At 64.9% G+C, this 17,506-nt stretch carries 14 protein-coding genes; 4 read left to right on the forward strand and 10 right to left on the reverse strand.

Annotation, left to right across the window (positions count from 1 at the left end):
* Positions 1 to 11: 11 nt before the first annotated feature.
* The 6 genes from R2C4_RS13315 to R2C4_RS13340 all read right to left on the reverse strand — a co-directional run bounded on the left by R2C4_RS13315 (position 12) and on the right by R2C4_RS13340 (position 8,203).
* Positions 12 to 2,102 carry a 3-hydroxyacyl-CoA dehydrogenase NAD-binding domain-containing protein gene (locus tag R2C4_RS13315; RefSeq protein ID WP_141891011.1) on the reverse strand — a complete coding sequence of 697 codons (2,091 nt, stop codon included), beginning with the start codon at positions 2,100 to 2,102 and terminating at the stop codon, positions 12 to 14.
* A 238-nt stretch (positions 2,103 to 2,340) separates the two neighbouring features.
* The gene (locus R2C4_RS13320; RefSeq protein ID WP_141891012.1) at positions 2,341 to 3,573 is read right to left on the reverse strand and encodes a Tm-1-like ATP-binding domain-containing protein; all 1,233 of its coding nucleotides are present in this window, start codon (positions 3,571 to 3,573) and stop codon (positions 2,341 to 2,343) included.
* Positions 3,574 to 3,675: 102 nt separating this feature from the next.
* Positions 3,676 to 5,118, reverse strand: coding sequence for an aldehyde dehydrogenase (locus R2C4_RS13325; RefSeq protein ID WP_141892100.1), 1,443 nt, complete (start codon positions 5,116 to 5,118; stop codon positions 3,676 to 3,678).
* Positions 5,025 to 6,644 carry a tripartite tricarboxylate transporter permease gene (locus R2C4_RS13330; protein WP_058285550.1) on the reverse strand — a complete coding sequence of 540 codons (1,620 nt, stop codon included), beginning with the start codon at positions 6,642 to 6,644 and terminating at the stop codon, positions 5,025 to 5,027. Before R2C4_RS13330 ends, R2C4_RS13325 begins: the two co-directional genes overlap by 94 nt.
* 9 nt (positions 6,645 to 6,653) lie before the next feature.
* Positions 6,654 to 7,184, reverse strand: coding sequence for a tripartite tricarboxylate transporter TctB family protein (locus R2C4_RS13335; protein ID WP_141891013.1), 531 nt, complete (start codon positions 7,182 to 7,184; stop codon positions 6,654 to 6,656).
* Between the two features lie 71 nt (positions 7,185 to 7,255).
* Positions 7,256 to 8,203 (reverse strand): tripartite tricarboxylate transporter substrate binding protein, encoded by a 948-nt coding sequence (locus R2C4_RS13340; protein WP_141891014.1) that lies wholly within the window; start codon positions 8,201 to 8,203, stop codon positions 7,256 to 7,258.
* A gap of 161 nt (positions 8,204 to 8,364) precedes the next feature.
* Between R2C4_RS13340 and R2C4_RS13345 the strand changes: the two genes are divergently transcribed.
* Together R2C4_RS13345 and R2C4_RS13350 are read left to right on the forward strand one after the other, a co-directional pair.
* Complete coding sequence (locus tag R2C4_RS13345; protein WP_141891015.1) at positions 8,365 to 9,144, forward strand: IclR family transcriptional regulator; 780 nt, start codon at positions 8,365 to 8,367, stop codon at positions 9,142 to 9,144.
* Between the two features lie 44 nt (positions 9,145 to 9,188).
* A complete protein-coding gene (locus tag R2C4_RS13350; RefSeq protein WP_141891016.1) occupies positions 9,189 to 10,544 on the forward strand; it encodes an aspartate aminotransferase family protein in 1,356 nt (451 codons plus the stop codon).
* Positions 10,545 to 10,826: 282 nt separating this feature from the next.
* Here R2C4_RS13350 and R2C4_RS13355 read toward each other — a convergent pair whose 3' ends face one another.
* On the reverse strand, positions 10,827 to 12,116 hold the full coding sequence (locus R2C4_RS13355) for a type I glutamate--ammonia ligase (protein WP_141891017.1): 1,290 nt from the start codon (positions 12,114 to 12,116) through the stop codon (positions 10,827 to 10,829).
* A gap of 111 nt (positions 12,117 to 12,227) precedes the next feature.
* Positions 12,228 to 13,487: a cytochrome P450 gene (locus tag R2C4_RS13360; protein ID WP_141891018.1), complete on the reverse strand. Its 1,260-nt coding sequence runs from the start codon at positions 13,485 to 13,487 to the stop codon at positions 12,228 to 12,230.
* An 81-nt stretch (positions 13,488 to 13,568) separates the two neighbouring features.
* On the opposite strand from R2C4_RS13360, the gene R2C4_RS13365 reads away from it, so the two are divergent.
* The gene (locus R2C4_RS13365; protein ID WP_141891019.1) at positions 13,569 to 14,276 is read left to right on the forward strand and encodes a type 1 glutamine amidotransferase; all 708 of its coding nucleotides are present in this window, start codon (positions 13,569 to 13,571) and stop codon (positions 14,274 to 14,276) included.
* A 67-nt stretch (positions 14,277 to 14,343) separates the two neighbouring features.
* On the opposite strand, the gene R2C4_RS13370 is transcribed toward R2C4_RS13365, so the two are convergent.
* Entirely contained in the window at positions 14,344 to 14,994 is a 651-nt protein-coding gene (locus tag R2C4_RS13370) for a GntR family transcriptional regulator (protein ID WP_141891020.1), read from the reverse strand.
* A 131-nt stretch (positions 14,995 to 15,125) separates the two neighbouring features.
* The gene (locus R2C4_RS13375) at positions 15,126 to 16,751 is read right to left on the reverse strand and encodes a sulfatase-like hydrolase/transferase (protein ID WP_141891021.1); all 1,626 of its coding nucleotides are present in this window, start codon (positions 16,749 to 16,751) and stop codon (positions 15,126 to 15,128) included.
* 130 nt (positions 16,752 to 16,881) lie between these two features.
* Between R2C4_RS13375 and R2C4_RS13380 the strand changes: the two genes are divergently transcribed.
* A complete protein-coding gene (locus R2C4_RS13380; RefSeq protein ID WP_141891022.1) occupies positions 16,882 to 17,430 on the forward strand; it encodes a GNAT family N-acetyltransferase in 549 nt (182 codons plus the stop codon).
* Positions 17,431 to 17,506 lie beyond the last annotated feature (76 nt).

The following is a 17,506-nucleotide window of genomic DNA, read 5'->3' on the forward strand; positions in this document are numbered from 1 at the left end:
CGCCCGCCTGCTCAGCTGCCTTTGTTCAGGGAGTCGAAGGTTCTGCCTTCTGCCACCAGCTGCTCCAGCAGCGGCGCGGGCTGCCAGAAGAAACCGTCCTCTGCCGCATAAGCCCGGATATCGGCCAGGATCCCATCCAGCCCCTGCAGATCCGCCCATTTCAGCGGCCCGCCCCAGAACCGCGGGAAGCCGTAGCCGAACAGCATCACCATATCCACATCCAGCGGGCGGCGCGCAATGCCCTCGCCCACCACCTTGGCGGCCTCGTTGACCATGGCGCACATGTAGCGGCGCAGGACCTCTGCGTCCGAGAACTCCCGCGGGGAGACGCCTTGCTGCTCCTGATCCTTGGCAATCAGCGCTGCCACCTCAGGATTCGGCACACCGCCGCGCCGGCCTTCCTCATAAACGTAAAAGCCTTTGCCGGTCTTCTGGCCGAAATCGCCGCCCTCACACAGCATCTCGTAGAACCGCGGCACCCGCTCGCGCGGATCGCGGGTGGGCGCGCGGCGCTTGCGGGCGGCCCAGTTGATGTCCAGCCCCGCCAGATCGCCCATCGCAAACGGCCCCATCGGGAAACCGAAACCGGTCACCACCTTGTCCACCTGATAAGGCGAGGCCCCGTCCAGCACCACATATTCCGCCGCCTTGCGGTAGGCGTTCATGATCCGGTTGCCGATGAACCCGTCGCAAATGCCGGAGCGCACCGTGACCTTCTTCAGCCGCTTGCCAAGCGCAAACCCGGTGGCCAGAACCTCCGGCGCGGTTTTCTCCGCCACCACAACTTCCAAGAGCTTCATCACATGCGCGGGCGAGAAGAAATGCAGCCCGATCACATCCTGCGGCCGGGACGTCGCCGCGGCGATCTCATCCACGTCCAGATAGGAGGTATTGGTCGCCAGCACCGCGCCCGGCTTGCAATGGGCGTCGAGCTTGCCAAAGACCTCGCGCTTGACGCCCATGTCCTCGAACACCGCTTCGACAACCAGGTCCACCGCGGACAGCGCAGCATAGTCCGTCGCCACCGTCAGCGCGTCGCCGGTCAGTTGATCGTACTGTTCCTGGCTGATCTTGCCGCGTTTCAGGGCGCCTTTCAGGTTGCCCTCGATCCGGCCGCGCGCCGCGGCTGCGGCCTCGTCCGTCATTTCGATCAGCACCACCGGCAGCCCCGCCAGCAGCGCCGCTGTGGCAATACCTGCCCCCATGGTGCCGCCGCCGATCACCCCCATCGAGGCAACGTCACGCGGCGCGACGCCGTCCAGCTCCGGCAGCTTGCTGACCGCGCGTTCCGAGAAGAAGGCGTGGATCAGCCCTTGCCGCTGATCGGAGTCCATCAGCTCCATGAACAGCTCACGCTCGCGCTTCAGCCCGGCCTCGAAGCTTTCGGCTTCAGCCGCCGCCTGAACCGCGCGCACTGCCACCGCAGGCGACAGCTGGCCGCGGCCTTTCTTCAGCGTGGCCTCATAGACCGCATCGAAATCCACCGCTTCCGGCGCGGGCATTTCTCCGACAGCCCGGCGCGGTGCCCCCTGCGCCAGCAGCTCCTGCGCATAGGCAAGGCCGATCTCGCGCGGCGCGCCGTCTTCGATCCGGTCGATAATGCCTTTCTCCAGCGCCTCCGCTGCGCTGATGTGGCGGCCGGTGGTGATCATCTCCAGCGCCGCTTCGGTGCCGGCCACCCGCGGCAGCCGCTGGGTGCCGCCGGCACCGGGCAGAATGCCCAGGTTCACTTCCGGCAGCCCCATCTTGGCCGAAGGCACCGCAATCCGGTAATGCGAGGCCAAGGCCACCTCCAGCCCGCCGCCCAGCGCAGTGCCATGCATGGCAGAAACCACGATCAGCGGCGTGGCCTCGATCCGGCTGCACAGCCCGGGCAGCCAGGGCTCCTGCGGCGGCTTGCCGAATTCCCGGATGTCGGCCCCGGCAAAATAGGTCTTGCCCTCGCCATAGATCAAAACCGCCTTGGCACCGTCCTGTTCGGCGCGTTCGATCCCGGCCAGCAGCCCCTTGCGCACATCCACACCCAGCGCGTTCACCGGCGGGTTCTGCGCCTTCAGAACGGCAATATCGCCCACGCGCTCATATGCAATGGCTTCACTCATCCGGTCTTCCTCTCTCCTGCGGGGTCCATGATGCAGCCCCGCGCCCCAACTGATTAGGCACGGCGCCGGTCTCCGCGCCAAGCCCCAAAAACCGCCGCGCTCCGGCAGACCCCGCGTCACACGTCACCGGGCCGCAGCGGCTGTTCTGCCGGGATTACGTAACAGAATGCAGGAGAAAATCAAACTTCTTGAAACACCTTATCCCGCCCCTGCGCCTCCGGACAAGGCAGCTGGCGGTTCAGCCGCTTTGCACGATGCCGCTGGCGATCCAGGAATCGAGGATCTCCAATGCCTTGGCCGCAAACGCTGCGTCGTTGATATGGCAGTCCAGCTCGTGCAGGCTGGCATTTCCGGGACAGCGGCGGCGCATTTCATCGCAGAACGCCGCCAGCCCCGCCGCATCGTGCAAGGGCGCGCCTGGCCGGTCCCACTCGTTGCAGCCGCCCGCCGGCAGCAGCACGGCCACCGGCGCCCGGGCGGCGGCCAGCTTGCCGCAGAGCGCCTGCGCCACCTGGCGCCGCTCATCCGCCTCCAGCAAGGCGGAGGTGAGCAGACGGTTATGGGCATGGGTCTCCCGCCCCTGAAGCTGTGCGGGCGTTTCCTGCCAGCCGACGAAATCCACCAGGTCATAGCAGCCCGGCGCGACCAGCTGCGGTATGCCTGCACGGCCTGCATTGGTCATCCGGTCCGCGCCAGCCGACAACCCGCCGAACAGGTGGTTCGAGACCTCCTGCGGCGCGAAATCCATCACTGCGGCAAAGGCACCCTCAGCCGCCAGGCTCTCAAACGCCCGCCCGCCCATGCCGGTGGCATGGAATACGGCGACCTCAAAACCGCGCGCCTCCAGCGCCGGTTTCAGCGTCACCATATACCGCAGCACGGTCTTGCCGAACGAGGTCATGCCGATCAGCGGCCGCTCCCGCCTGGGCGGCTCCACTGCCCGCGCCGCGCCCAGCACCGCGCCCGCGGCCTGGCTGAGCGACGCCTTGCAGATCGAATTCAGCCCGTAAAGCCCGCCCGCCCACAGGATCATCTGCACATCCGCCGGGATCCGCTCCGGCGGCATCAGCGGCGAGAAGGCAACGGTGGAGACGATGTATTTCGGCACCCCAACGGGCAGCGCCGCACACATGTCGAGCGCCAGATCGGTGCCCATGGTGCCGCCCAGCACGATCACCCCGTCGATGCGCCCCGCCCCGTAGAGCTCCTGCGCCTTGGCCGCCGCGCCACTGCCCATGATCTGCATGGCAGTGTTTTCGTCACCCGCGCCGATTGCCTCCAGGATCGAGCTGCCGCCCGCCTCGGCCACCTCGTGCTTGCTGACGTCCGTTGGCTGGCTGGGGTCGCCCAGCACGCTCACATCCATCGTCAGCACCGTGCCGCCCTGGCCGCGGATCACCTCCGCCAGATAGCTCAGCTCCTCGTCCTTGGTGTCATATGTCCCGGCAACCAGTATCGTTTTGGCCTTCATATACCGTCCTCCCCTCGGCCTGCGCTCTGCAGCCAGGCCGCCTTTCATCTTTCCCCAATACTCCCGCCGGAGGCTACAGGTTTTGCCCCTGCAAAACCTGCATCACAGCTGGATCCAGGCGGTCTTCAGATCAGTGTATTTGTCCAGCGCATGCAGCGACTTGTCATGTCCGTTGCCGGACTGCCCAACGCCGCCCAAAGGCACCGTGTTGTCCGAGCCGCCATAGGTGTTCACATGCACCAACCCGGCGCGGATGCCTGCGACCATCCGGTGCGCACGGCTGAGGTTTTCGGTCCAGACCGCAGCCGCCAGCCCGAACTCGGTGCCATTGGCCAGGCTCAGCGCCTCCTCCTCGGTTTCGAATTTCGTGACCGCCAGCACCGGCCCGAACACCTCGCGCTGAAACAGCGCGTGATCGCGCGCGACGCGGGTGACGATGGCCGGCGCCATATAGGTGCCGCCAGTCTCCTCCAGTATGCGCGCCCCGCCGGTTACAACCTGCCCGCCCTCGGCCCGCGCCATATCCATGAAGGACAAGTTGCGGCGTAGCTGTTCCTCGGAGTTCACCGCGCCAATGTGAGTGCCCAAGTCCAGCGGATCGCCTACCCGCAGCGCCTCCGCCTCGGCCTTGAGCCTTTCGACGAACTCATCGTGGATCGACGCCTCGACCAGCAAACGCGACCCCGCAATGCAGACCTGCCCGGAATTGCGGAAGATGCCCGCTGCGGAGGTTTTCGCGGCCTTCGCCATGTCCGGTGCATCCGCAAAGACGATGTTGGGGGACTTGCCGCCCAGCTCCAGATAGCAGCGCTTGAGGTTCGAGCGCGCCGAAGCCTCCAAAAGCTTCCGGCCGGTCGCACCGGAGCCGGTGAAGGCCAGCACGTCCACGCCGTTTGAGGCCGCCAGCGCCGCGCCGGTTTCAGCACCGGAGCCGGTCACCACGTTCAGAACTCCGTCCGGCAGGCCGCATTCGGAGCAGATCTCTGCCAAGCGGAGCAAGGACAACGAGGCCGTCTCAGCCGGTTTCAGCACCACCGAATTGCCCATTGCCAGTGCGGGCGCCAGTTTCCAGGCGCCGATCATCAGCGGGAAGTTCCAGGGCACGATGGCCCCCACAACGCCCACCGGCATCCGGTGCACCAGGCCCAGCACGTCCGGCGCGGTCGGCGCGACTTCTCCCGCCACCTTGTCCAAGGCCTCTGCATAATAGCGGAAGGTGCCCGCCGCCGATCCCGGCTCGGCCTTCAGCGCCATGCTGAATTCGGTGCCGTTGTCGCGCACGCCCAGCACAGCCAGCTCGACCGCCTCCGCCTCGACCCGGTCCGCGATCCGGTGCAGCACCTGCTTGCGTGCGGCGGGGCTCTGTCCCGCCCAGCGGCGGTCCTCGAAAGCCCGCCGCGCCGAAGCGACAGCGTTTTCGACATCGGTTGCAGAGGCGCCCGCCAGCGTCGTCAGAACAGATCCGTCAACCGGCGAAGCAACTTCGAGTGTCTGGCCCGAACCTTCTTGCCATGATCCTTCAAGAAAGAGTTTCTGCGGCGCCACATCAAGCTGCCGAAGCTTGTCGATGCGCGATTGGTCTGCCATTCGGCCTCCTTCAGTTCCTTCCGGTCCTTCAGCACCCGCAGGATGTGGACCGCCAGAACGATGATGATGATGCAAAACAGGATGAACGCCACCGGGCGGTCAATGAAATCAAGGGGTTCCTTCACCCGCGCCATGCCCGCGCGCAGCTTCACCTCCATGATGCCGCCCAGGACCATGCCCAGGATGATCGGCACCGAGGGCAGCGACAGCCGCTTGAGGATGTATCCGAGGATGCCGAATCCCGCCGCCATCACGCAATCGGTGGCGGAGTTACGCAGGGAATAGACCCCGACAAAGCTGAGCGTCAGGATGCAGACGCCCAGGAACCGGTTGGGGATGCGCACCACTTGGATGAGCGAGCGGGTGGCAAACAGGAGGAACAGCAGCACCAGCACGTTCAGGATCAGCAGCGCGAGATACAGCGCCACCACGAAATCCATCTGGTTCTGAAACAGCCCCGGTCCCGGCACCACGTTGTGAACGTAAAACACCGACAGCATCATCGCCGTCAGCGCCTCGCCCGGGATGCCCAGCGCCAGGAGCGGCACCATGGCTGCCGCCGGCACCGCGTTGTTGGCGGTCTCCGCGGCGATCAGCCCCTCAGAGGAGCCATTGCCGAAATCCTGCGGCCGTTTCGAGGTCTTTTGCGCATAGGTGTAGGACATGAACTGCGCGGTGAACTCGCCCACTCCGGGGATCATCCCCATCAAGACGCCAAAGGTGGCAGAAACCCCGGCCACACGCGGATGGCGTGCCAGTTCGCGCAGGCCCTGGAACATGCCGCCGCGCAGGCGGGTCATGCGCACCTTCTCATCCTCGTCCGTCAGGAGCACAAAGGCCTGCGAGATTGCAAACAGCCCCAGCACGACGACGATCAAGTTGATCCCGCCGCCCAGGAAATCCTGCCCGAAGGTGTAGCGCTGGGTGTATTTCACCGGCTCCAGACCGATGGTCTGCAGGAAGATCCCGAAACAGGCCAGCGTGCCCGCAATCAGCGCCTGGCCGCGGTGCGCGACCACCACCAGGATCAGGCCCAGAAGCGCGGCCAAAAATATCTCGCGCGAGCCGAACATCGGCGCGATCTTGGCCAGCACCGGGGCAAACAGGATCAGGCAGATGACCGAGAAGATGCCGCCAAAGAAGCTGGCGGAATAAGCCAGGCTTAAAGCCCGGCGCGGCTCGCCCCGCGCGGTCATCGGATAGCCGTCATAGGTGGTCAGCGCATTGACCGCGGTGCCGGGCGTATTGATCAGGATAGCCGGGATTGCCCCCCCGTACATGGAGGAGCCGTATATCCCCAGCAGCACCGTCAGCCCGACAATCGGGTCCATCGAGAAGGTTGCGGGCAGCAGGATCGCAATGGCCACTGCCGGGCCGACGCCGGGAATGGCCCCGATCAGCACCCCGCCCACCGACCCCGCCAGCAGCGCCAGCGCCACGTCCCAGCGCATCAGGATGTCTATTGCAGAGAGGATCAGGTCCATGACGGGCACTCAGAGATAGAGAATGAAGAAGCTGCGCAACGCGCCCGGCAGATACTCATAGATGAGCGCACCGGGGATCTTGACTGACAGGAAGGCCTTGAACAGCACCACCACGGCCACGGCAAAACCGGCGCTGATCCACAGCATGAAAGGGCTGCGGTAGCCCATCCGCCAACTGAGAAGCGGCACGAACGCCAGCGTCACGGGCAGATAGCCAATGACGGGCACCAGCAGGACATAGCCCATGAACCAGCCGGCGAATTCCAGCACCCGCCCCCAGCGCTTGACCTCCCACAGGTCATAACGGCTGACCCGCCGCCAGGGCAGTTTATAGAGGTGCAGCCCGCCCAGCAGCACCATGCCGCCAATGGCCACAGCAGGCCAGAACCGGGGCTGGGCAAACAGCTTGGTCTTCTGGACCCAGGCGGTCTGCTCCGTGATCAGCACCAGCAGCAGCAGCGCCCCCCCTACCATGACGAGGGCAAAGACCAGCTGACCGCGCCGCGGCCCGGCAAAACGGCGTTCACGTTCCGAAGGCATCTGAGAAGCTCTTTGTCCGCGCGTTTAAAAGGCACCGGGACCGTGCATGGCCCCGATGCAGTGGGGGAGGATTACTCGGACAGCAGCCCGCTGATACGGGCCATGGTGTCGATATCGCTGGCAACCCGCGCCGCGCTGTCTTCGGCGTTCTGCCAATAGACCAGCGCGCCGGTTTCCTTGGCCACGTTCTGGGCGCGCTCGCTCATCACTGCCTTTTCGGCCACAGCAACGATCTTGTCGCGCACGTCCTGCGGCGTGTCCTTGGCCACAAACAGGCCGTTCCACAGGGCAATGTTCAGGCTTTCGTCCAGTTCGCCGATGGTCGGCGCATCAGGCGCCAGCGGAATACGCTCGTCGGTGATCGAGACCAGAACCTTGACCTGATCCAGACAGGGCAGCACCAGCTGCAGCGTGGTATTGATCACATCCGCATCGCCCGAGGCCAGCGTGTTGCAGTCCAGCGCGTCAAAGGCCGCATCCGAGCCCCATTCGAAACCGGCGTTCTTGGCATAGGCCTTTGTCACCTGGGTCGGGGTCAGCACGTCTCCGAAATGGCCCAGCGCCACGTCGTTTTCCTTGGCATAGGCCGCCAGCTCCTCCATCGTACTGTAAGGCGCATCAGCGGAGGCCGCGATCACAAAGGGATAGGTCAGGAAGATCCCCAGCGGATCGAACTTGGCCGGTGTCAGCGGCGGAATGTCGATCTGATGCCCCATCACCGGCACGCCGATCACAAAGGACCCGATGGTGTAGCCATCAGCCGGTGCGTTGGCGACCTCGATCGCGCCCGGGAACGGCCCGCCGCCGCCGCCCGGCTTGTTCACCACCGCCGCCGCGACGCCGTATTCGTTCTGGAAATCCTCGGCGATCATCCGCGTCAGCACATCCTCCAGATCACCCGGCGGCCACGGCACGATGAAATTCACCGGCTTCTCCGGATACTCGGCCTGCGCCGCAACCGCGCTGAGCCCCAGCGCCGCCGCTGCAGCCGCCCCTTGCATGAGGGTTTTGAGTTTCATGGCTTTCCTCCCAGTTCTGCCACTTGGTTCATTATTTGAACCGTTGGTTTGAATTTAGATTGACAGCCCGCCCCGTTATCTGTCAACAAAATTGCATCGCGGGTGCGTCTTTTTGAGCGGACACCGCCCGGCTGAACCAGACAGGGAGCATCGGCAAGAGCATGGGAACTGTAACCAAAGCCTTGTCATTACTGACGTTTTTCAACCACGGGCGGACTGAAATCGGCCTTAGCGACCTCACGCGCTTGTCCGGCATGAACAAGGCCACGGTCTACCGGCTGATGAGCGAACTGCAGGAATCAGGCTTTGTCGAGCAGGCCGGAAGCGACCGGTCTTACCGTCTCGGCCCGCAGGTTCTGCGCCTTGCTGCGCTGCGCGAGGCGGCTGTTCCGATCCTTTCCGTCTCGCGCCGCGTGCTGCGGGATCTGAGCGATGAGACAGGTGAGACCACCCATTTGTCGCTGCTGCAGGGCAGTCAGCTCAACTCGCTGTCGCACGCTTATTCGCCGCGCAATGCCACCAAGGTGATGATGGAGGACGCCGAGGTGCTGACCTTCCACGGCACCAGTTCCGGCATGGCCGTTCTGGCCTACGCGGACCCGGACTTTGCCGAACATGTGCTGTCCCAGCCGCTGGCGGCCCGCACCCCCGAGACCATCACCGATCCGCAGGAAATCCGCACACAGCTGGCGGAAATCCGCAGCAGCGGCATTGCCCAGTCCATCGGCGGCTTTGAGGCGGATGTGCACTCCCACGCGGTCCCGGTCTTTGGTCCGGACCGCAAGGTGATCGGCGCGCTGGCCGTTGCCGCGCCGGTGTCCCGCATGAGCGCGGACCAGAAACAGCTGATCCCGGCGGCCCTGCGCCGCGCGGGCGCCACCCTCACCCATCGCATCGGCGGCTCTGCCCCCGCGGACTATCCGCAGGACGAAACCGCCTGACCCTCGTCACCGGCCTCATACGGGCCGCATCCAGGAGCTGCCCCATGAAAGACTCCAACTTTCTGAAAGAACACAACGCCAAATCCCTCTGGCACCCGATGGCGCATCCCGGCGACAGCCTGGCCAACCCGCCTGCCATCATCACCTCCGCTCAGGGCGTGAAGATCACCGACATCGACGGGCACGAAGTGGTCGACGCGGTCGGCGGCCTGTGGAACGTGAACCTCGGGTTCTCCTGCCAGCCGGTCAAGGATGCCATCGCCGCGCAGCTCGACGTGCTGCCCTACTACTCCACCTTCCGCGGCACCACCAACGACCAGGTGATCCAGCTGGCCGAGGAGCTGCGCAAATTCTTCGCGCCTGACGGGCTCACCCGCGCCTTCTTCACCTCCGGCGGCTCGGACTCGGTGGAAACCGCCCTGCGGCTCGCCCGCCAGTACCACAAGATCCGCGGCGAGGAGGGCCGCATCAAGTTCCTGAGCCTCAAGAAGGGCTACCACGGCACCCACATGGGCGGCGCCTCGGTGAACGGCAACGCCAATTTCCGCACCCAGTACGAGCCGCTCCTGCCCGGCTGCCACCACATCCCGGCGCCCTACACCTACCGCAACCCCTTCAACGAGACCGATCCGGAACGCCTCGCCCGGCTCTGCCTCCAGGCGCTGGAGGACGAGATCGCTTTCCAGGGCGCAGGCACAATTGCGGCCTTCATCATGGAGCCTATCCTGGGCGCAGGCGGCGTGATCCCGCCGCACAAAAGCTTCATGCCCGGCGTGCGCGAGATCTGCACCAAACACGGCATCCTGCTGATTGCGGACGAGGTGATCACCGCCTTCGGCCGCACCGGATCCTGGAGCGGCTCGCGCCACTGGGGCGTGCAGCCCGACATGATGGCGACCGCCAAGGCCATCACCAACGGCTACTTCCCCTTTGGCGCGGTGATGATCGCGGACCACATGACTGAAGTCTTCGAAAAGGACACCACCGGCAAGGCCGCGATCGGCCACGGCTACACCTACTCGGGCCACCCGGTCGGCGCAGCGGCGGCGCTCGCATGCCTTGCCGAAACCCTGCGCCTGAACGTGCCGGAAAACGCCGCCGCCCGCGGCACCCAGATCCACCAGGGCCTGCTGGCGCTGCAACAGAAATACGCGCTTATCGGCGACGTGCGCGGCGGCCACGGCCTGATGTGCGCGCTGGAACTGGTTGCCGACCGCACCACCAAAGCCGCAGTGGACAAGAAGACCATCGGCAGGCTGCAGGAGGTGGCCTACGAGGCCGGCGCCATGGTCCGGGTCTCCGGCCCCAACATCATCCTGTCGCCGCCGCTGATCCTGAGTGAAGCGGAGGCGGCCACCATCCTCTCTGCCCTCGACGCAGGCTTTACGGCGGTTAGCTGACGCCTGCGCCAGGCGCACCCGCGCCCGGGCCGCCAGGTCCGGGCGCTGCCAGATGCCATGGCGGGCCCGAAGCGGAGGCTTCGGGCCCGCGCCTTCGGCGGCGCCGCTGGCGCGGCGCGGCAGCGTGATACGGCACCCGGCCCAGCTGCCGCAGCGGCCTATGACCCGCCATTGACCAAGGCGCGTGCATCAGGCCATGGCCGCGCACTGCGCTTGCAGCGGCAGCCTTACGCCCCGGAAGCTTGCAGAGGTGAGGAGTGTGCCGGTACCGGCGGCAGCTGGTCAGATGAAATGCACGTAGAAATCGCGCATCGCGTCGCCTTCCAGATCGCGGGTCTTGCGCACTTCCTTGCGCTTCATGAAGACGTGGCTGGCGACCAGCTGCGCCCCGACGGCCTCCGCCAGCGCGGTGTCCCGCTCCAGGTCGTCCATCGCCCCTTTCAGATCCACCGCCGTGCCCTCACGCGCATCGGTGCGGTCAAAGCCATCACCGGTTTCCATCGGCGGCAGCTGGTAGCTGTTCTCAACCCCCAGCCGCGCCGCCTGCAGCACCGCCGCCACCGCTGTGTAGGGATTGGCCGAGGCATCCGCCGTCCGGTGCTCCAGCCGCGCCTTGGCGCCGCCTTCGGAACTGATCCGCGTGGTCACGTTGCGGTGGTCGCCGCCCCAGTTGCGCCAGTAGCCCGACAGCGTCCCCGGCTGCAGCCGCATATAGCTGTTGGCGGTGGGCGCAATCAGCCCCGCCAGCCCCTTGTGGTGATGCAGCAGCCCCGCCAAGCAGCCGCGCGCCAGATCGTTCATATGCTCCGGCCCGCCCCGCGGCCCCGCGGACAGCGCATTGCCGCCCGCTTCGTCCAGAAAGGAGAAGTTGAGGTGCATCCCGGACCCTCCGGCCTCTGCCACCGGTTTCGGCATGAAGGTAAGGACGATGCCGTACTCCAGCGCCACCTCCCGCGCCATCAGGCGGAACAGCACGATGTCATCCACCGCCTTCACCGCGTCATCAAAGGTCAGCGTGTATTCGAACTGCGGGCTGTCGAATTCAGCTGTGATCATGTCGAGCGAGAAGCCCATGTCGTCCGCCATCGCCCAGATCCGGTCATTAAACCGCAACGGGTCGGCAAAGGGGCCGGTGCCGTAGACCACACCGCCGGGCGCGTCATAGGGCATCAGCCGCCCGCGGTCGTCGGCCTGCAGGGCATAGGCCTCCAGCTCGATCCCGACCTTGGGCGTCAGCCCGTGTTTCTGCCAATCCGCAACCGCCCGCTTCAGCGCCCGGCGCGGGCACAGCGCCAGCGGCTCGCCCTCATCGTCATAGAGATCGCCCAGCACCACCCTGGTCGAGGCATGCCAGCTGTCGCGGATGTCATCATGCAGCCATCTCAGCTCCATGTCCGGCAGGCCCTGCTTCACCATCGCACCCGGCGCATCCAGCAGATCCTTGTCGTAGTGGGTGCCGAAGACCGACCGGCAGAACCGTGTCGAGTCATCCCCGATCTTGGAATTCGGCAGGTATTTCCCCCGCATGATGCTGAGGTGGTCGCAGAACATCGCACGCAAGCGGGTCTTCATGGCTCAAGGTCCTTTCCCTGCTGGACAGTCTTCGGCAGCGTCTTCCCGTACCGTTTTACTTAACATATTTAGCGGTTTCCTCAGAGTCTTTCCTGCCGGGAGGCCTGGCCGCTACGCCGCCTCCACCCTGACCGGCAGCGCCTTGATGCCGCCCACGAAATTCGAGCGCAGGAACTTATGCGGACCTGCCGCCTCGATATGGCGGATGCGTTTGGCCAGCTCCTGGAACAGCACCGTGACCTCCAGCCGTGCCAGCCACATGCCGAGGCACACATGCGGGCCGAACTGCCCGAACGACAGATGCCGGTTCGGGCTGCGGTGCAGATTCACGTGAAATGGATCGTCGAACTGCGTCTCATCCCGGTTGGCGGAGACAAACCAGTACAGCACCTTGTCACCCGCGCGGATGGTCTTGCCGTGCATTTCATGATCCCGCGTTGCGGTGCGCCGGAAATAGAGCGCAGGCGTCGCCCAGCGGATGATCTCATCCGCCGCGGTATCCCAGACCGCCCCGCCCGCCTGCATCTGCGCCAGCAGCTCCGGCTGATGGCACATCGCCTGTATGCCCGCAGCAATCGAATAGCGCGTGGTGTCATTGCCCGCCGCCACCAGCAGGCAAAAGAAGTTGCGGAACTCGGTCTCTGTAATGACCGAGCCGTCCTTGGCCGGCTCCAGGATCAGGTTCAGCACGCCCGAGGTATCGCCCTTACGTGCCTTCTCCTCCATCAGCTCTTTGGCATAGACATAGAGCTCCGCCCCGGCAGGCGAATTGAACGGCATCATCCGGAACTCATCCGTCTGCATCTTGTCGAGCACGTGGGAGGTGAAGTCCGGATCGGTATTGGCAATCAGCGCATCGCCTTTTTCCACCAGCCAGGGCAGGTCCGCCTCCGGCAAGCCAACCACCCGGCCCAGCATCCGCATCGGCAACTGGCGGGCGATTTCCTTGGTGGCGTCGAACTCTCCCTTGGCCAGCGCCTGATCCAGAATATCCGCACACAGGTCCCGGATATCCTGCTCATACTGCGCCATGGTGGTCTTGGAGAACGCCTTCAGCAGTTTCATCCGCACCTTGGAATGCTCCGGCGGATCGGTCTCCTGAAAAGTGCGCCGCGCCAGGTATTCCTCGTAGGACTGATCCTCCATCCGGATCCCGCGCGCGGAGGAGAACACCTCGGTGTTCTTGTTCATCACCGTGATGTCCTCATAGCGGGTCAGCGACCAGAAGTTCTTGCCGCCTTCGTATTCAGTCCAGTGCAGCGGATCCTCCCGCCGCAGCCGGGCAAAAGTGTTATGCGGCGCACCGTTTGCAAAGGCGTCATGGCTGCTCAGATCCGCATGGCCGTCGTCTGTCGGGGTCCAAACTGTCATGGCGGGCTTTCCTGTCCTGCTGGCTTAATGTATATTATTTCGGACCATAAATATGTAAAACGAAATCTTGCGAGCTGCCTCATGCACTTGGCCATCCTGATGACCAATACCGACGAAAGCGCATTCGCCCAAAGGCACCCCAAGGATGGCGAGAAATTCACCCGCCTGATCCAGATGGCGCGGCCGGACTGGCGCACCACGGTGTTTGCGGTGAAGGACGGGGAGTTCCCGCAGGATCTGTTTGACTTCGATGGCGCGATGATCACCGGCAGCCCGGCGTCGGCCCGCTCTGGCGCGGCTTGGATTGCACAGCTGCTGGAGCTGATCCGCGGCGCCCATGCCCGGCATTTCCCGCTGTTCGGCGCCTGTTTCGGCCATCAGGCCATCGCTCTCGCCCTCGGCGGCAGCCTGGACCGCAACCCGGCCGGCTGGGTTCACGGGCTGACCCGCAACCAGCTGCTCTACCGCCCGGATTGGGCTGCGGGCCTGCCGGACGAAATCAAACTCTACGGCTCCCACAGCGAATGCGTCAGCACGCTGCCGGAGAGCGCAACAGCGCTCAGCGAAAGCAATGGCCTGAACACAGGCTTCACCCTGGGCCGGCACATCTTCACCACCCAGCACCACCCGGAGATGACCCGCGATTTCATCATCGCGCTGAGCGAAGAAATGCGGGACGAACTTGGCCCTGCTGTCCATGCCCGCGCCCTGAACAGCCTGGCAGAACGTTCCGATCAGCACGCCTTCGCGGAATGCCTCGCGCGCTTCTTCGAGCGGTCTGCCCGCTGAGTTTTCATCTTTCTGAAAAATACTCGCGCCGCAGGCACGGGGCCGCCAGGCGCCGTTCAGCGCGCTTTCAGCCCAGCGCCGCCAGCAGATCCATCACAGTGACCTGGTCGAACTGCACATGCGCAATCATCGCCGCCTCCGCGCCCTCCCGGTCGTGGGCCAGGATCAGCCCGGCAATCTGCCGGTGCTCCCTGGCAGACTGCGCAATCACCCCGGGATAGCGGTAGCGCGCCCGGTAATAGGCCATCAGCTTGCGCGCGTTGGTCTTGATCATCTCGACCAGAAACGGATTGCCGGAGCCTTCCGCCACGGATGCATGGAACCGCAGGTTCAGCTGGTAATACCCGGCCGGATCGCGGTCCCCCTTCTCTGCCGCGTGTTTCTCGCAGGCGGCCACCGCCGCCTCCAGATCCCTGGCCTGCGCCGAAGACAGCCGCCGCGCCGCCAGCGCCGCCGCTTGCCCCTCCAGCCGGGCATGCACCTCCAGAATGGCCAGAAACTCCTCCAGCGTCGGCTTGAACAGCACCGCCCCCTTGCGCGGCAGCCGCCTGATCAGGCCGATCGCTTCCAGTTGGATAAAGGCCTCCCGCACCGGGGTGCGCGACACCCCGTGGCGTTCGACCAGCTCGCTTTCCTCCAGCGGCGCGCCGGGCACCAGACGCCCGGTCTCGATATCCCTCAGGATTGCGTTCAGAACCTGTTCCGTCTGCCCTGCCATTGTGCCGCCTTTGATGCGTTTCCGGCCAATTTATGCGCCCCTTTGCCGCTTGGCAACGCGGGCTGGGGGGCGCTGCCCCCGCCCTGCGGGCTCCCCAGGAGTATTTGCGCAGAGGTGAATATCCAGGGCGGCTATCGCGGCACCGGTCCGCGGTACTTCGCCGTCAGCTCGGGCGCGGCTTCATCCGCCTCGTAAACCCCCAGCAGGATCCCCTTGCGCCCGGAGGTGCCGCGGCGCGCGGTGATCTGCGCATCGGACAGGGTGATCCGCTGCGACATCCTCAGCCCCCATTCCAGCAGGCGGCTGTACATCAGGTCTATGATTTCCTGATGTCCGCCGCCCTTAGCCAGGTCCGCCAGTTCATCCGGGTCGTTTTCCATATCAAACAGCATCGGCCGCAGCCCGCCCTCGGCGTGCATGAATTTCCAGCGCTTGTCCGCCACCATGAACAAGCGCGCGTCCTTGGGCTCAAGCCCCAGCTTGGCGCAGAGCGGCATGGTAGAATAGTCGAATTCGGCAATCGCATAGTCCCGCCACTTGGGGGTTTCGCCGCGCAGCAACGGCATCAGCGAGCGCCCCTCCAGGATATGCGGCGCCGGGTCGCCGCCCGCCGCCTCCAGGAAGGTGGGCAGCAGGTCGATCGCCTTCACCAGCTCATCGCAGGTGGTGCCGCGGGTGGCATCAGCCTCTGCGCGCGGGTCATAGATGATCAGCGGCACCTTGATCGACGGCTCGTGGAACAGGTTCTTCTCCCCCAGCCAGTGATCGCCCAGGTAATCCCCGTGGTCCGAGGTCAGCACGATCATCGTGTCCTGCATCCGGCCGGTTTCCTCCAGCCAGGCAAACAGCCGCCCCATCTGGTCATCCGCCTGTTTGATCAGACCCATATAGGCGGGTATCACCTTCTCGCGCACCTCATCGCGGCTGAAGGTCTTGCCGATCTGGTTGTTCATCATGCCGTCAAAGACGGGGTGCGCATCCTCGCGTTCCGCTTCCGAACGCACCGCCGGCAGAACATGCTCCGGCCCGTACATATCGTGATAGGGTGCCGGCACGATATAGGGCCAATGCGGCTTGATATAGCTCAGATGCGCGCACCAGGGGCCTTCGGCCTGCGCGATGAACTCCATCGCCTGTGTCGTCAGCCAAGGGGTTTCGCTGTCTTCCTCGGCAATGTTGGCAGGCCTGTCCGCATTGACCATGAACCAGCCCGAGGCAATGTCCTGCCCCTGCACTGCGGCATTGGCAAAGTCGCTCCAGGGGTTTTCACCTGGGTAGCCCTTGCCCTTCAGGTATTCGTTATAGGGGCTGCGCTTGCTGTCATAGAACCCGTCCGGCCCCTCCGCCCACAGCCCGTCATCGCGCACCCAGGGATCAAAGCCGCATTCCGACTGGCGCACGCCGATCACGCTGTCCGGCGCCAGGCCCAGCCGCCGCATCCCCTCGGCATCCGCCACCATATGCGTCTTGCCGATCAGGTGGCAGCCCATGCCCGCCTTGCGCAGATGGTCGCCCATGGTCCATTCGCCCACCCGCAAAGGGTAGCTGTTGAACTGCACCCCGTGGCTGGAAGGGTAGCGCCCGGTATAGCTCGACATCCGCGAGGAGCCGCAGGTTGGCGACTGCACATAGGCGCGGGTGAAGCGCACGCCCTTGGCGGCCAGCCCGTCCATATGCGGCGTCTGCAGATGCGGATGGCCCGCGCAGCTCAGGTAATCAAACCGCAGCTGGTCGAACATGATGTAGAGGATGTTCATCGGCGCCTCCCGCACAGTGCTGCCACATTGATAAACAGGTGAAGCAACCTTGACGAGGGTGTTTCCTTGACTGCCCGGCCAATGCAGCCGAACAGTGGAGCACATTGTGAGACTGTTTCAGAAAGCCATCATGACCCCGGCACTGCACCCTGTTTCCCTGAGGCCCGCGACCCAGGACGACTGTTCCAGCCTGGCCGCCCTGTCGATAGAGGTCTGGCTGGGCACCTATTTGCGCAACGGCATCAACCGCATTTTCTCGGATTACGTCCTTTCCACGTACACGCCGGACCATTTTGCCCACGCCTTGCATAACCCTGCCGAACGCTTGATCGTTTCGCAGAACCAGGACGGTATCGACGGTTACATCCGTATCCGCCACGGCAGGCCGAGACCGGCAGGCGGCCCCTCCCGCACAGAGATTTCGACGCTCTATATCCAGCCCCGGCATCAGGGCAGGCACATCGGGCGGTTGCTTCTGGAAGCCGGGTTAAAGACCTGCCGGTCAGAAGGCTGGGACGCGCCGTGGCTTGCAGCCAACGCGCAGAACACGCGCGCCATTGCCTTTTATCTCCGGCACGGCTTTGAACCGGCAGGGCTGACCTGCTTCCAGGTTCAGGACAGCCAGTACCCGAACGATGTTCTGCAATATCGCGGCAGCTGGCCCCCGGCAGAAACCTGAACCCGGCAGCTCCCGCCCGTCGTCAGTCTTTCTGGCGAAAGACCTCCTACCGTTGGGCCCGGCGCCGCGCGCCGCG

The organism is Leisingera aquaemixtae (genome assembly GCF_006740765.1).
In the GTDB taxonomy this organism is placed as follows: Bacteria; Pseudomonadota; Alphaproteobacteria; order Rhodobacterales; family Rhodobacteraceae; genus Leisingera; species Leisingera aquaemixtae.

What these genes read in the sequence shown, in the direction of transcription:
- R2C4_RS13370 (WP_141891020.1), bottom strand. Translation starts at nt 14,994, where the DNA reads ATGGCAGGGCAGACGGAACAGGTTCTGAACGCAATCCTGAGGGATATC.
- R2C4_RS13345 (WP_141891015.1), top strand. Translation starts at nt 8,365, where the DNA reads ATGGGAACTGTAACCAAAGCCTTGTCATTACTGACGTTTTTCAACCAC.
- R2C4_RS13380 (WP_141891022.1), top strand. Translation starts at nt 16,882, where the DNA reads ATGACCCCGGCACTGCACCCTGTTTCCCTGAGGCCCGCGACCCAGGAC.
- R2C4_RS13335 (WP_141891013.1), bottom strand. Translation starts at nt 7,184, where the DNA reads ATGCCTTCGGAACGTGAACGCCGTTTTGCCGGGCCGCGGCGCGGTCAG.
- R2C4_RS13320 (WP_141891012.1), bottom strand. Translation starts at nt 3,573, where the DNA reads ATGAAGGCCAAAACGATACTGGTTGCCGGGACATATGACACCAAGGAC.
- R2C4_RS13365 (WP_141891019.1), top strand. Translation starts at nt 13,569, where the DNA reads ATGCACTTGGCCATCCTGATGACCAATACCGACGAAAGCGCATTCGCC.
- R2C4_RS13360 (WP_141891018.1), bottom strand. Translation starts at nt 13,487, where the DNA reads ATGACAGTTTGGACCCCGACAGACGACGGCCATGCGGATCTGAGCAGC.
- R2C4_RS13340 (WP_141891014.1), bottom strand. Translation starts at nt 8,203, where the DNA reads ATGAAACTCAAAACCCTCATGCAAGGGGCGGCTGCAGCGGCGGCGCTG.
- R2C4_RS13315 (WP_141891011.1), bottom strand. Translation starts at nt 2,102, where the DNA reads ATGAGTGAAGCCATTGCATATGAGCGCGTGGGCGATATTGCCGTTCTG.
- R2C4_RS13375 (WP_141891021.1), bottom strand. Translation starts at nt 16,751, where the DNA reads ATGAACATCCTCTACATCATGTTCGACCAGCTGCGGTTTGATTACCTG.
- R2C4_RS13355 (WP_141891017.1), bottom strand. Translation starts at nt 12,116, where the DNA reads ATGAAGACCCGCTTGCGTGCGATGTTCTGCGACCACCTCAGCATCATG.
- R2C4_RS13350 (WP_141891016.1), top strand. Translation starts at nt 9,189, where the DNA reads ATGAAAGACTCCAACTTTCTGAAAGAACACAACGCCAAATCCCTCTGG.
- R2C4_RS13330 (WP_058285550.1), bottom strand. Translation starts at nt 6,644, where the DNA reads ATGGACCTGATCCTCTCTGCAATAGACATCCTGATGCGCTGGGACGTG.